The following is a 14,294-nucleotide window of genomic DNA, read 5'->3' on the forward strand; positions in this document are numbered from 1 at the left end:
ATTGCCGACTATTCAGAGGTTAATGATTTAATAAGCCAAAGTATCTAAGGTTTCCCGCAGATAACGACGCACGAGTTGATCTAAATCCCGCTCTAAAATAGCATCCCCAAACTGCTGCTGCACTTGCCAACGACGAAAACCGGAACTTTTGGCGATCGCTTGCTTCAAATTCTCCCACACCCCATGCTCTTTGCCTAAACCCTGAGCCTCAGTAGCTTGAGCATCATTAGCCTCAATTGCGAAATGTGCCATTTGCACCTCCAATTTAGTTCACAAACATTTACATTTTTTTTAACATAACCTACCATTCCTTTTAATTATGCTGCATAGAACACAAAACGGGAAAAAAACAGAAGAAAAAGTTAAGGTTTCTCCGTTAAATCTTCACTCTCAGATATTTCTACTTCAGAATCTAATGCCAATTCTGAATCCACTGGATTTTCTGGCTCTTCCTCACCAGTGCTGATGGCTGTTTCCGAGTCAAGGATAGACTCCTCATCTTCCACCTCAGCAGAAGTCACCCCATTATCTTCTTCCACTTCCATCTCAGCAGAAGTCACCTCATCATCACTCTCCGCCTCATCAGGGCTAACTTCTCCCTCAGATGTATCCTCAGCCATAACCTCCTCACTTGACCCCTCAGCAGACCTAATATCGACCTCTGGGGCAACAATTAAATCCCCTTGCTCCCCAGCCTCCATTTCTCGCGCTTCTAGTAGAGAACGGGGTAAAAGACTCCCCACCGGGAAACCCAAAACCAAGAAATCCCGACGAATATTTTCCACCTCATAGGGAGACGTTTGAGCAAAAGCCGTTCCCCCGGTTAACCAAACCCCCACCACACTTAGGGGAACCTGTAAAAAAAGATTAGCCGCCAAAAATCCTCCCATTGCCACCAAAACCCCTAAAGCGTGCCAGGTGGGGGGAAATAGCGCACTCGGAGCCGCCAGAGGTGTTAAAGCGTAAAGTTGCCAGAGCAGCCACACCATCAACAACGCCCCTCCTGCGCTCAAAATGCGAATTTTGACCCCTTTAAACAGGCGTAAAATCCGCCGTTGCTCTTCCGTGAGTTGTTGAGGACGCAAGGCCAACAGTAACAGGCTAAAAATATCAAAAGGTCGAGTCCACTGCATCCACAAGATGGGGATAATCCCCACCGCCGCCACCACAATCAACTCTAACCAATAGGGGAGGATGGGATCTCCCACCGCTAACCCCAGCCACACGAGGAGCAGGAATAGAGGAAGGACAGCTAAACCTGAAAAATGAATCCATAAGTAAGGTTCTGAGCGAAAAGAAGCCATTTTTAAGAATAGGTAATAGGTAATAGGTAATGGGGAATAGGTAATGGGGAATAGGTAATAGGGAATAGGTAATAGGTAATGGGGAATTGATAATTGCTCCCCTGCTCCCCTGCTCCCCTGCTCCCCTGCTCCCCCGCTCCCCCATTCCCCCTTCCCTTGTTCCTAGAAAAAACAAGGGCAAAGCTCTGTATCTTTACCCTTGTTTTGTGACTAAATCACGACCATTTAAGCAGGGGATAAAGTCCGGCGTTTTGTCACCATCTGATAGGCCTCAATGGAGTCTCCCTCCTGCCAATCATGGAACTTGTTCACCCCAATCCCGCACTCGAATCCGGTGTTAACTTCTCGGACATCATCTTTCATCCGTTTTAAGGAATCCAGAGGCCCATCATAAATCACCTCGCCCTTGCGACGGACACGGATGCGACGGTTGCGCATCACTTTGCCCGATTGGACATAACATCCGGCGACGGCTCCCTTGCCAATGGTGAAGACAGCGCGCACTTCTACGGTTCCTAGGTATTCCTCGACCTCTTCGGGTTCTAGTAACCCTTCCATCGCCCCTTGAATGTCATCCAAGAGTTTGTAGATGATGTTGTACTCTCGCACATCCACCCCTTCTTGATCGGCGGCGTGTTGCGCTCCGGGGGCGAGGTCGGTGTTGAAGCCCACTACAACGGCACCACTAGCGGCGGCTAGGTCTACGTCGGTTTCGGTGATTTCACCGGGGGCGGCTAAGAGGACGCGGATTTGTACCTCGTTTTGGGGTAATTGCGCCAGAGAGCCTAAAATGGCCTCGACAGACCCCTGAACATCGGCTTTGATGATCAGGTTGAGTTCTTTGAGTTCCCCTTCTTTGGCTTGAGCGGATAAACTGCTCAGGGTGACACGACGGGAGGAAACAGCCTGTTGTAAACGGCTTTCCCGTTGAACTTGCGCCCGGTCTTGGGCAATGGCGCGGGCTTCTTTCTCACTGGGGAAGACATCGAATTCATCCCCGGCTGAGGGAACGTCGTTGAGGCCGAGGACTTCCACGGCAAAGGAGGGGGTAGCCACATCCACGCGATCGCCTCGATCATCAATCATGGCCCGAATCTTACCAAAGCTCGACCCAGCCACAATACAATCTCCCACCCGTAAGGTACCATTTTGAACCAATAGGGTGGCCACTGGACCGCGAGATTTATCTAAGTTCGCTTCAATCACAGTGCCTTTCGCCGGACGATCGGGATTCGCCGAAAGTTCGGACATTTCCGATACCAGAATGATCATTTCCAGCAGGGTGTCTAGGTTCTCGCCTTTAATGGCACTCACCGGAACCATGACGGTATCGCCGCCCCATTCTTCGGCTAATAGCCCTTGTTCGGCTAGTTCCTGTTTCACGCGGTCGGGTTCCGATTGGATTTTATCCATCTTGTTGATGGCCACCACAATCGGCACCTCTGCCGCCCGAGCGTGACTGATGGCCTCTTTGGTTTGGGGTTGTACCCCGTCATCGGCGGCCACCACTAACACGGCTACATCGGTCACTTTGGTTCCTCGGGCGCGCATGGCGGTAAAGGCTTCGTGACCGGGCGTGTCTAAGAACACGACTTGATGGGACTGACCTTCATGTTCCACATCCACATGATAGGCCCCAATATGTTGGGTAATACCTCCGGCTTCCCCTTGGGCGACTTTGGTTTTGCGGATGGAGTCCAGTAGGGTGGTTTTCCCGTGGTCAACGTGACCCATAATGGTGACGACTGGGGGACGACGTTGGAGTTTTTCCAAGTCTTCGAGATCGAGCATTTCCGTCTTAGTGGCGGCGGCTCGTTCTGTTGGGGTTTCTATTGCAATGCCCAGTTCTTCGACCACCAGTTTGGCGGTGTCTAAATCGAGGGTCTGGGTAATATTCACGGCAATGCCTTTGGAGAACAGTTGCTTAATGATGTCCGTTTCGGGGACATTGACCAACTCTGAGAGTTCCCGAATGTTGAAATTACCTTGTAGCACCACACTTTCTGGGCGCTCGGTATTTTTGCGATCGCGATTGGCTCGATTTTCCCGTTGCGATCGCCCTCGTTGTTCTCCTCCATCGGTTTTGGGTTTCGCCCGGCGTCCCTTACTTGCCGCCACCGTCGGAGTCGCAGGTTTATCCTGATTAGGTTTAGGCGGACGGGCCATAGACAAGCTGACCGACAGGCCATTTTCGCCATCGGAGTTCAGTGCATCCAAATCATCGTCATCCTCATCCAACAACAGGGTTTGAGAACGACGCTTAGGTTTGGCGCTGGTTTTACTGGTTTTACTTGCTTTCCCGCTCTTAGTTGCCTTAACGGTTTCTTCCGTTTCTTCTTCCTCTTCTTCCCAATCCCGGCGCTTACTGCGAGAGGGCGGCCGTTTTAACTTGGGTTGAGGGCGTTCTGGAGGGGCTAGGAGGGTTTCTTCCTCTATCACCTCTTCCACTGTTTCCGAATCGGGATCTTCCTCGTTCAGGTCTTTGCCTGCCCCATCTTTCCCCTTCCCATCCGGTTTAATCGCTTTAGGCGGTTTGGGTTTTTGGGGTTTTTGTAGTTTAGGCGGTTTGGCATCGAGGTCTACCGTCTTGGGTGATTCCCCTTTGGCCACCGGAGCGGCGATCGCTTCTTTTTCTTCCCCTTCTCCCTTCCGATTCCGTTTCAGAACCGGACGCACCTCTAACTTACTCTTTTGAGGGGGTTGGGGACGAGGGGGCGGAGACAATAAATCCGGTCCATCTACATCCTCCGGTGGTTGTTCTACCTCACTGCTCGCCGCAGGTTTTGCCGGAGCTTGTACCTTGGGATTAGGACGGGCTGGCGGTTTAACCAGTTGACTGCCTCCCTCCTCACGACTGACCTTGTTCGACCCTTGACGACTCGGGGGGGGAGTTAGTGTCGGAGTGCCATTCAAACTATCAACCTCCTCCGTCTCTTCTGCGTGTTTGACAATACCTCGAATTTGGGGTTTCCGAGGCCCTTTCGGTTTAGGGGTTGGAGTCCCACCAGAATTAGTAGCCGGATGACTTGATTGCTTGTTGCCCATTTGACCAGACTTGTAGCGTTTCGATGCAGCACGGATTCGTTCGACCTGAGATTCTGTAATCGTACTGCTATGACTTTTCACAGCAATATTAAGCTGTTCACAAATATTTAAAATATCTCGATTTTCCAAATTCAATTCTTTTGATAATTCGTAAATGCGAGTTTTTCCGTTGTTCATCCACTATCCTCATGATACTGATCAGATTTTTCAGGACTGCTTTAGTGATGCAGCCATTTCCTGCGACGTTAACAGCAGGGAGAGCCTCAATAAGTTGAGTTCAAATATTGATGGGGTATTTTCCTTGAATGCGTTGTTCCTCCTTGAGCAAATTGCTTCTAATGTTGTCAGATGGGGAATTCTACCTCGGATCAGAAAACTGTCAATTGGAGACAGAAGATTGGAGACAGATTCTGGTTAGTAGAACACTTGTTTTAAACAAACTTGGCTTGAGTGTATAGTGTGGGCAAATTGCCCCGGAAAATCATCCTTGAACATCAAATTTTTCGAGAAAACTTGGAAAATCAGATCAATTCAATTGAGTGAGCCGTAATTTTAGCTAGGATTCGGTCAGACTAGAATTCCAACCTAGAATTCCAACCTAGAATTCTGAACTAGGGATTGAAGTTAGGAATGGACTATAGATAGAACCGAGCAAGCCGGGATGGGCAAGCTGGGATGGACAAAACCCTTTAGGATTTAACAACTGGTACTTGTATTTTAGCGTTCAGTCGTTGCCACAGTTCCTCATAGATGGTTGAGGGAACTTGGGTTTTTAGCGATCGCCCTAAACGATTCTTTTTCTGAGCCGCTTGTAGACAGTCCGCCCGAGGACACAAATAGGCAGAACGCCCCATCCCCCCATCTAATTGTACCGTTTGGGAGGGATAGAGGCGAACAATTCGCCACAATGACGTTTTCGGAGCTACTTCACGGCAAGCAACACATCGCCGAACATTAGGTTTCACGTCAATAAATCTCCCTCCTTTAAACGATTACCACCCCGAAGAGACTCAACCGCCATCTCCAGACGAGAGAGATAATATTCCGGTTATTCTCTTCCCCTCTTCCCATTGTGACATTTTCTTGAGAAGTCTTGCCAATGAATTATTCCTCTTCGGCTAAAGGTTCTGCACTGACTGGGAATTCCTCCTCCGTGTCTTCCTCTTCCGTTTCAGGATTAGCCGCTACGTCAGGCAATTTCCCCTGTTCTGATTTATAACGGGCGGTATCCTTAATATCAATTTTCCAGCCCGTTAAACGAGCCGCTAGGCGCACATTTTGCCCCTCTTTACCAATCGCTAGACTCAGTTGATTGTCCGGCACGAGGACTAGGGCTTGACGTTCCTCCGTATCGACCAATAACACTTGATCCACCAGGGCCGGACTCAAGGCATTGGCGATATAGGTGGCCGGGTCTGGCGACCAACGAATGGCATCAATTTTTTCCCCCCGCAACTCATTCACCACCGCCTGAATACGAGATCCTCTAGCCCCAATACAAGCACCCACCGGGTCCACATCTCGTTCTAGGGTATCCACAGCGATTTTCGTGCGCGGCCCCACATGACGGGAGGGCGGATTAGCTTCTCGGGCAACGGCCACAATCCGCACCACCTCATCCTCAATTTCCGGGACTTCTGTAGCAAACAAATCCACCACCAAGCCCGCGGCCGCCCGGGAGACAATTAATTGTGGTCCCCGATGGACTCCATCCCGTACCTTTTTCAACCAGACTTTGAACGTCGCCCCAGACCGATAATTGTCATTGGGCAGTTGTTCCCGTTTCGGTAACTCCGCTTCTACTTCCGGTTTACCGTAGCCACTACTGACGGCCATCACCACCGATTGCCGTTCAAAGCGTAATACTCGCGCTTGTAAGACAGTTCCTTCTAATTCTTGGAACTCTTCTTGAATCATTTTCCGTTGCTGGTCGCGCAACTTTTGCAATAGCACCTGTTTGGTTTGAATGGCGGCCATCCGTCCAAATTCTTTCTGGTCGGGGGTGACATCCAACACGACAGAATCGCCAATTTGGGCTTCGGAAGTGACTTCTTGGACTTCTTTTAAAGCAATGTGATGATCGGTATTTTCAATCTCATCCACAATAATCTTGGTGGAGAGAATGCGAAATCCTTCCTCGTCTGTGTCGAGTTCTACTTCAAAATTATTGAAGTAGTCCTCAGCATAGATTTGTTTTTTATCCATTTGCTGCGCTCTGCGATAGCGTTCATAGCCCTTCAGTAACGCTTCTCGCAGGGCATCCCGCACCGCCGATTCCGGCAGACGGTGCAGATCACTAATTTCGACAATCATTTGCTTTAGACCGGGCAAATTTACCAGGGACATAGGCAAAATCTCCTTTGACGCTATGCTCTATAGAGGTTTACAAATTGTTCAATTGGGGAAACTCACAAAGACGAGAACGGAAGTTCTGGGGAAAGGTCGTTATTCGGGATTATCCAGTAGCACTTGAGCGACTAAATTTCGCGGAATTTTGATGGTTTTTCCCTTCTGGTTGAGATACACCGTTTCTTCATCACGACCTTGTAGGCGACCTTGCCATTGTTGTTTCCCCCCGTGAGGTGCAGAGGTTTTGACGAGAACCGAAAAGCCCTTAAACACGCTAAAATCTCGATCTGTTGTGAGGCTTTGGGAAACGCCCGGGCTAGAAATTTCTAGGACATAAGCATTTGGGATTAACCCGGTGACATCTAATTGTTCTTCTAATGCCCGGCTCATCCGTTCACAGTCATCTAAACTGGTGTCATCCGTTGGGTTACGGATATCCACTCGTAAAACCGGAGGACTTTTGCTGGTTTGGAATACGGCTTCTACCACTTCTAAGCCGAGTTGTTCAGCAAGGGGGGTGGCTAACTCCAGAATGGATGGAATAAGAGGATGAGTCATGAAAGCAAAAGGATTCAACAAAAAAAGCGGGCTATACCCACTTCCCAAAGACACTAACTGTTTGGCAGTTGGTTTTAACTCCCGGAGGGGAGTTACCAAGCGTTCTCCATTATACCACGTTATTTTTCCGACTCCACTTCGACTAAGCGGTTATCGAGGGAAGTCGAGATGCAGTGACCACTGACTCCCGTTCGCGCAGCGTTCCGAAGGAATGCTCTTGACTTCTAGCTTTGAGCGTTAACTTGTCAAGGTTGGGAAGTCAGTAACTGGTTACTGGTTACTGTTTACTGTTTACTGGTTACTGGTTACTGTTTACTGTTTATTGATTTATGAATGCGTGGTTTTCCGCCTTGGCTCTCCTCTTGCTCATCTTTAGTCTTCCACCCTTTTTCATTGGGTTGGCGCGTCTGTTGAAAGGGCCCGGGCGTCGTCCGCCCATTGCGCCTCAAAGTCCTATCCCAGAGGATTTGGGGACGGTGACGGTAGTTGTGCCGACGTTAAATGAAGCGGCGCGGATTGATCCCTGTTTGGCGGGGTTGACTCGACAAGGTTACGAGGTGCGGGAAATTTTGGTGGTGGATAGTCGTTCAACGGATGGCACGCGGGAACGGGTGAAAGCCTTGCAGGAACGAGATCCCCGCTTTCGTTTGTTGACGGATGATCCGTTGCCCCCAGATTGGGTAGGTCGTCCTTGGGCGTTGAACTATGGGTTTCTCGCAAGTTCCCCAAAGAGTGAATGGGTGTTGGGGATTGATGCGGATACCCAGCCTCAAGGGGGTTTGGTGGCGGGTTTGTTGCGGGTGGCCCAGGGGGAGGGGTTTGATCTGATTTCTCTGTCGCCTCAGTTTATTTTACGGGAGGCGGGGGAGTGGTGGTTACAGCCTGCTTTGTTGATGACGCTGTTGTTTCGTTTTGACCCTTCGGGTAGTGATGCGACGGTGCCGGAACGGGTAATGGCTAATGGGCAGTGTTTCCTCTGTCGTCGTCGGGTGTTGGAGGCGGTGGGGGGTTATGATTGCGCGAAGGGGTCCTTTTGTGATGATGTGACGTTGGCGCGGGAGATTGCGAAACGGGGCTATAAGGTGGGGTTTTTGGATGGGCAACGGGTGATTAAGGTGCGGATGTATGAGGGGTTTGGGGAAACGTGGCGGGAGTGGGGGCGATCGCTTGATCTTAAGGATGCAACCTCTCGGGGTGAATTGTGGGGGGATTTATGGTTACTGACGGTGATGCAGGGTTTACCTTTGCCCTCTTTGTTGTTTTGGGGGGGTGTGGTGAGTCAGGGGGTGAGTAGTGGCCTGATTTGGGGAGTGCTAGGACTCAATGGGCTGTTGGTTTTGATGCGATTTGCGTTGTTATGGGCGATCGCACCCTCCTACGATCGTTCGGCTCCCACCTCCGGCAGGTGGTGCTTCTGGCTTTCCCCTCTGGCCGACCCTTTAGCCGTTTTACGGATTTTCCTCTCCGCTCAACAAGTCCCCCAACAGTGGCGCGGCCGCTCCTATCATCTTTAAAGCTGAGGAGATGGTAAAAAGAATATTATCTGTAGGTTGGGTACAGCCAAGCGCGAAACCCAACCAATCATTCTTTTAAACCTTCTAGAATCGAAAGAGCGCAGGGTGTGTTAGTTTAGCGTTTCGTAACCATGACAGTCTAAACAAGCTAGACTGATTAATCTCCTCTTGTCATCGCATAAAGGACAAAAAACATGGCAATTCTGGCAGGATACGGGGACTTTGTACCACTACACAAAAGCCTAAACTCCCAAGTTTATCGAGCAGTCCGACAACAAGATCAACAGTCTGTCATCCTCAAATTTCTCAATCAAGACTATCCCACCCCAGAACAAATCTGTCGCTACAAACAGGAATATCACCTCACCCATCAACTGGATTCACCCCACATCATTAAAGCTTACGACTTGATAAATTGGCAAAATAGTTATGTGATTGTTTTTGAAGACTTTGGCGGAATTTCCTTAAGAGAATGGCTTCAAAACCGCCCCCCCTTAACCCTCCTAGAATTTTTCCCCTTAGCCCTCGCCATTAGCAACAGTCTAGAAGCCATCCACAGTCAACAGGTTATTCATAAAGATATTAACCCCGGCAATATTGTTTATAATCCCAAAACCCAAGTTTTAAAAATTATTGATTTTGGCATTGCCACCCAACTAAACCGCGAAAATCCCACCTTAAAAAACCCGCGCATTCTCGAAGGAACATTAGCCTATATTTCTCCCGAACAAACGGGACGTATGAACCGAGAGTTAGATTATCGCAGTGATTTTTATTCTCTTGGTATTACCTTTTATGAAATGCTTACCGGAAGCGTTCCCTTTCGCAGTAATGATCCCCTTGAACTGGTGTATAGCCACATTGCTCAATCTGCCCCACCTCTTGTTTTGCCCCATCCTTTACCCGATATTATTGCTAAGTTAATCGCCAAAAATGCCGAAGAACGTTATCAAAGTACCTACGGATTAAAAGTCGATTTAGAAATTTGTTATCAACAACTGAGAACCATCCAAACCTTAACCCCATTTCCTTTAGGTCAACAAGATATTTCTGACCGTTTCCAAATCCCGCAAAAACTTTATGGCAGAGAACAAGAAATCCAGATCCTTATCCAAGCGTTTGAACGAGTTACCCAGTCTTCTGATACCGAAAAAAACACTACCTTAATGTTAGTTGCAGGCTATTCAGGAATTGGCAAATCGTCCCTCGTTCAAGAATTATTTAAACCAATTACAGCCCATCGGGGTTATTTTATTAGTGGGAAATTTGATCAATTTCAACGCAATATTCCCTACTCAGCGATTGTAGAAGCTTTTCGGGATTTAATTGGGCAACTTTTAGCAGAAGGTGAAGACCAGCTAAAAGAGTGGAAAGAGAAAATAATAGCAGCTGTTGGGAATAATGGTCAGATGATTATTGAGGTTATTCCTGAACTAGAACTCATCATCGGGAAACAGCCAGAATTACCCATAATGAGTCCATCAGAACGACAAAACCGCTTTAATATAGTCTTCCCTAAATTTATTCAAACCTTTACCCAGTCTGAACATCCTTTAGTCTTATTTTTAGATGATTTACAATGGGCAGATCGGGCATCGTTACGCTTAATGAGTCTGTTAATGGACACCCTTAAAACGGGCTTATTTTTAATCGGGGCGTATCGAGATAATGAAGTGTTTGCGGGACACCCTCTCTTAACTACCCTAATAGATATTCAAGCAACTAATACCCCAGTTGAACAGATTACTCTACGTCCTTTAATAGAAGATCAAGTTATTGAGTTTATTCAGGATAGTTTCAACTGTTCTGAAAATCTTGCTAGGCCTCTTGGACAACTAATTCTAGAAAAAACGGAAGGAAATCCCTTTTTTGTAAAGGAATTTTTGACTTCTTTAGTCACAGAAAACCTGGTATGTTTTGATGTCAAAACGAGAACCTGGTGCTGGGATTTAAACTTAATTAAAGCTCAAGGTATTACCAGTAATGTGGTAGAGTTGATGACGCAAAAGATTCAGAAGCTGGAGTCTGAAACTCAGTTTTTGTTACAAATTGCGGCTTGTATTGGTAATCAATTTGATCTAAAAACTTTAGCCCAGACTTATCAAAACTCTTTAACTGAGACAGCCAGTTATCTCAAAGATGCTATTCAATTTGGCTTGATTATTTCCTTAGAGAATAGCGAAAAATTAGAACGAGTGTTAGAACTCATTTCTGAGGATAACTCTGAACAGTTTTTATGGCCTGAATACAAATTTGTTCATGATAGAGTTCAGCAGGCTGCTTATTCTTTACTATCGGAAACGACGCGGCAACAAGTTCATCAACGGATTGGGCAGGTTTTACTGGAACAAACATCAGAAGCAGAGCTAGATGATAGAATTTTTGATATTGTTAATCAATTAAACTTAGCTATTAATTTAATTCACCAAGAGTCAGAACAATATCAACTGGCTGATTTAAATTTAAAGGCGGCACGCAAAGCGAAAATATCGAACGCTTATCCAGCTAGTGCAGATTATGTCCAAGTCACGTTAGACTTACTGGGAGAGGAGGGCTGGCAAAACCGTTATGATGTACAAATTGAGGCGTATATTTTAGCCATAGAAATAGCCTATCTAAGGGGAGAGTTTGACCTAATGAATGGGTTAATTGAAAAGGCGATAAATCAAACAAAAACTCTATTAGATAAGCTGCGAATTTTTGAAATTCAGATTATCGCACTCATTGCCCAGATGAATTTAGCAGAAGCCATTGATGTAGGAATAGAGGTTTTAAAATTACTTAATATATCATTCCCTAAAAAACCGAAAAAACGCCACATTATATGGGGATTTTTAAAAACGAAACGACTACTATTAGGCAAAAAAGTTGAAGACTTAGCAAATTTACCCCAGATGACAGATCCCTACCGACTGGCAACGATGAAGATATTAGTAGCTCTGATTCCTGCTGCTTATCGTTCGGGATCTTGGTTGATGCCTTTAATTATCTTTGAACAAATTGCTCTATCTGTGCGGTATGGAAATTGCCTAGAATCCATTGTGGTTTATGCCAATTATGGTTTATTTCTCTGCGGATTTGTTGAACAATTTGATCTTGGCTATCAGTTTAGTGAATTGGCATTACAGTTGTTGGAAACATATCAAGCAGATAGTATGAAAGCCAAAGTGTATTTTCTAAACAACTTTTGTGTACGGCATTGGAAAATTAGCTTAAAAGAACTTATACCTTGGGGAATAGAAGGTTGTCAGAGTAGTCTGGAAACTGGAGATTTTGAATATGGATCTTATTGTAGTTATGTGGACTGGGGATATAGTTATTTAGTGGGTCAAAACTTGGAGGAGCTTAATATTAAATTACAACGGTATGTTGAGGTGACTCAAAAGTTTAATCAGGAGTCCATGCTTTTTAATGCTAAAGTTTATCATCAAGCTGTTCTGGATTTACTACAGGACAATCCTGAGTCTAACTTTCTAGAAGGAGATGTTTTTAATAAACAAGAAAAATCATCTACACTAGAATTTTATGCGAATTTTTGCATTTATTTTAACTTGCTATTGATTGAGTTGTTACTCGGCAATTATACAAAAGCTTATAAAAATGGAGAGCAGGCTAAAAAATATGCTCAGGGCGCAATTTCTTGTGTTAAACTGGTTTATTTTTGTTTTTATCATACTTTAACACAACTGGCTTTATTAAAAGAAGATTGTTCTCCGGCTCAACGTAAGCTTTTATTAAATGAAGTTTGTCGGAGTCTCAAGAAGTTAAAAAAATGGGCAAAAAATGCCCCAGATAATCACCAACATCGATATCTTTTAGTGCAGGCTGAGTTTTGTAATATAAACCACAAGGATAGTCAGGCGATAGAATTTTATGAACAAGCGATCGCCTGGGCTAAGGAAAAGGGCTATACTCATGAGTTGGCGATCGCCTACGAACTCGCGGGAGAGTTCTATTTAGCGCGGGATAAGGAATTCATCGCCCTAGCTTACCTCAAAGAGGCTTACTACTGTTATCAACTCTGGGGTGCTAGGCTAAAAGTAGTCCAGATGGAAACGAAATATCCTCGTTTTGTGGGAACTCAAACTCAATCTTCCTATCCCCTCACCACTCGCATTACAACCAATAGTTTGGGATCAAATTTAGATATTAAAACCTTTTTAAAAGCTTCAGAAACTATTGCCCGTGAATTATTATTAGATTCGTTATTGTCTAAATTAATGGGACTTCTGATTGAAAATGCAGGCGCACAAAAAGGCTATTTAATCTTAGAAGATAAAGGGAATTTACTCATTGAAGCCGAAGGAACAATAGAGAATAAAAATATAGTCTTATTTCGTTCAACTCCCATCACGGCTAGTCAAAATCTTGCTGAATCCATTGTCTATTATGTGGCACGAACTCAAGAAAGTGTGGTACTCAATAATGCCATCACAGAGGAACGCTTTAATCGAGATCCTTATATTCAAGCGCACCACCCTCAATCTATTCTATGTAGTCCTTTAGTGAATCAAGGTAAATTAGTGGGGGTGATTTATCTAGAAAATAACTTAGCTGTTGGGGCATTTACCAAAGAACGTATTTTGTTAATTAATTTGCTTTCCACCCAGGCGGCTATTTCCTTAGAAAAAGCGCGTCTTTATCAAGAACAAGCCCAACTCAATCATGCTTTGGGGCGGTTTGTGCCGGGTCAGTTTTTGGACTTGCTCAATAAACAGAGTATTATTGATATTCAATTAGGGGATCAAGTTGAACGAAAAATGACGGTTTTATTTTCAGATATTCGGCATTTTACCCGTCTTTCTGAACAGATGAACCCGGCGGAAAATTTTGCTTTTATTAATGAATATTTGGCTTCTATGGAACCCGTAATTCAAGCCAATCACGGGTTTATTGATAAGTATATTGGGGATGCGATTATGGCTCTATTTCCCCAACAGGCTGATCATGGGGTGCAGGGAGCTTTAGCTATGTTGCGCGCCTTGGAGGACTATAATCAAACTCATCCCCAGCAGTCTCCCGTAAAGATTGGGATTGGTTTGCATACAGGGTTTTTGATGTTGGGAACGGTGGGGAGTTCGAGACGGATGGATGGTACAGTGATCGGGGATGCGGTGAATTTGTCGGCTCGGGTGGAAACCCTAACGAAAACCTATGGGGTGTCTTTGTTGATGACTCATCAGACCTTAGCACAATTGGAAGATCCCTTAGCCTATGATGTGCGATTCATTGAACAGGTGAAGGTGAAGGGAAAAACGATTGCGGTGGGATTGTTTGAGGTGTTTTCGGCTGATCCCGAGGGGTTGTATGAGGCGAAAAAGGCGACTAAGGAGGCGTTTGAGCGGGGGGTGTTACTGTTCTATCAGGGGGCTGTTGAGGGGGCTTCTCGGCTGTTTGAGCGGTGTCTGAGAGAACATTCGGGAGATAGACCTGCACAGTATTATCTTAAACGGTGCGATCGCCTTTTAAACCGCTCCACAACATCACCCACCCCTAATTCCCATTCTACTGATGAGGACTGAAC

8 protein-coding genes are annotated in these 14,294 nt (G+C 45.9%); 2 read left to right on the forward strand and 6 right to left on the reverse strand.

Annotated features, from left to right (window positions below; all coding sequences use genetic code 11):
• Window positions 1-27: 27 nt before the first annotated feature.
• From K4A83_RS00755 to rimP, 6 genes are all read right to left on the reverse strand, one after another.
• On the reverse strand, window positions 28-252 hold the full coding sequence (locus tag K4A83_RS00755; RefSeq protein ID WP_265262462.1) for a hypothetical protein: 225 nt from the start codon (window positions 250-252) through the stop codon (window positions 28-30).
• Between the two features lie 110 nt (window positions 253-362).
• Window positions 363-1,304 (reverse strand): low-complexity tail membrane protein, encoded by a 942-nt coding sequence (locus K4A83_RS00760; RefSeq protein WP_265262463.1) that lies wholly within the window; start codon window positions 1,302-1,304, stop codon window positions 363-365.
• 225 nt (window positions 1,305-1,529) lie between these two features.
• Window positions 1,530-4,526, reverse strand: a complete 2,997-nt coding sequence (gene infB, locus K4A83_RS00765) for a translation initiation factor IF-2 (protein WP_265262464.1) — start codon at window positions 4,524-4,526, stop codon at window positions 1,530-1,532.
• A 512-nt stretch (window positions 4,527-5,038) separates the two neighbouring features.
• Window positions 5,039-5,314: a YlxR family protein gene (locus tag K4A83_RS00770; protein ID WP_265262465.1), complete on the reverse strand. Its 276-nt coding sequence runs from the start codon at window positions 5,312-5,314 to the stop codon at window positions 5,039-5,041.
• A gap of 139 nt (window positions 5,315-5,453) precedes the next feature.
• Complete coding sequence (gene nusA / locus K4A83_RS00775) at window positions 5,454-6,695, reverse strand: transcription termination factor NusA (protein WP_265262466.1); 1,242 nt, start codon at window positions 6,693-6,695, stop codon at window positions 5,454-5,456.
• Window positions 6,696-6,794: 99 nt separating this feature from the next.
• Window positions 6,795-7,256, reverse strand: coding sequence for a ribosome maturation factor RimP (rimP, locus tag K4A83_RS00780; RefSeq protein WP_265262467.1), 462 nt, complete (start codon window positions 7,254-7,256; stop codon window positions 6,795-6,797).
• 329 nt (window positions 7,257-7,585) lie between these two features.
• Between rimP and cruG the strand changes: the two genes are divergently transcribed.
• Together cruG and K4A83_RS00790 are read left to right on the forward strand one after the other, a co-directional pair.
• Window positions 7,586-8,770 carry a 2'-O-glycosyltransferase CruG gene (cruG, locus tag K4A83_RS00785; protein WP_265262468.1) on the forward strand — a complete coding sequence of 395 codons (1,185 nt, stop codon included), beginning with the start codon at window positions 7,586-7,588 and terminating at the stop codon, window positions 8,768-8,770.
• A 194-nt stretch (window positions 8,771-8,964) separates the two neighbouring features.
• A complete protein-coding gene (locus tag K4A83_RS00790) occupies window positions 8,965-14,292 on the forward strand; it encodes a protein kinase domain-containing protein (protein WP_265262469.1) in 5,328 nt (1,775 codons plus the stop codon).
• Window positions 14,293-14,294: the final 2 nt, after the last annotated feature.

This window comes from Spirulina subsalsa FACHB-351, assembly GCF_026130165.1.
GTDB lineage: Bacteria > Cyanobacteriota > Cyanobacteriia > Cyanobacteriales > Spirulinaceae > Spirulina_A > Spirulina_A subsalsa_A.

Coding starts and splice junctions, on each gene's coding strand:
- K4A83_RS00755 (WP_265262462.1), bottom strand. CDS start 252: ATGGCACATTTCGCAATTGAGGCTAATGATGCTCAAGCTACTGAGGCT.
- K4A83_RS00760 (WP_265262463.1), bottom strand. CDS start 1,304: ATGGCTTCTTTTCGCTCAGAACCTTACTTATGGATTCATTTTTCAGGT.
- infB (WP_265262464.1), bottom strand. CDS start 4,526: ATGAACAACGGAAAAACTCGCATTTACGAATTATCAAAAGAATTGAAT.
- nusA (WP_265262466.1), bottom strand. CDS start 6,695: ATGTCCCTGGTAAATTTGCCCGGTCTAAAGCAAATGATTGTCGAAATT.
- rimP (WP_265262467.1), bottom strand. CDS start 7,256: ATGACTCATCCTCTTATTCCATCCATTCTGGAGTTAGCCACCCCCCTT.
- cruG (WP_265262468.1), top strand. CDS start 7,586: ATGAATGCGTGGTTTTCCGCCTTGGCTCTCCTCTTGCTCATCTTTAGT.
- K4A83_RS00790 (WP_265262469.1), top strand. CDS start 8,965: ATGGCAATTCTGGCAGGATACGGGGACTTTGTACCACTACACAAAAGC.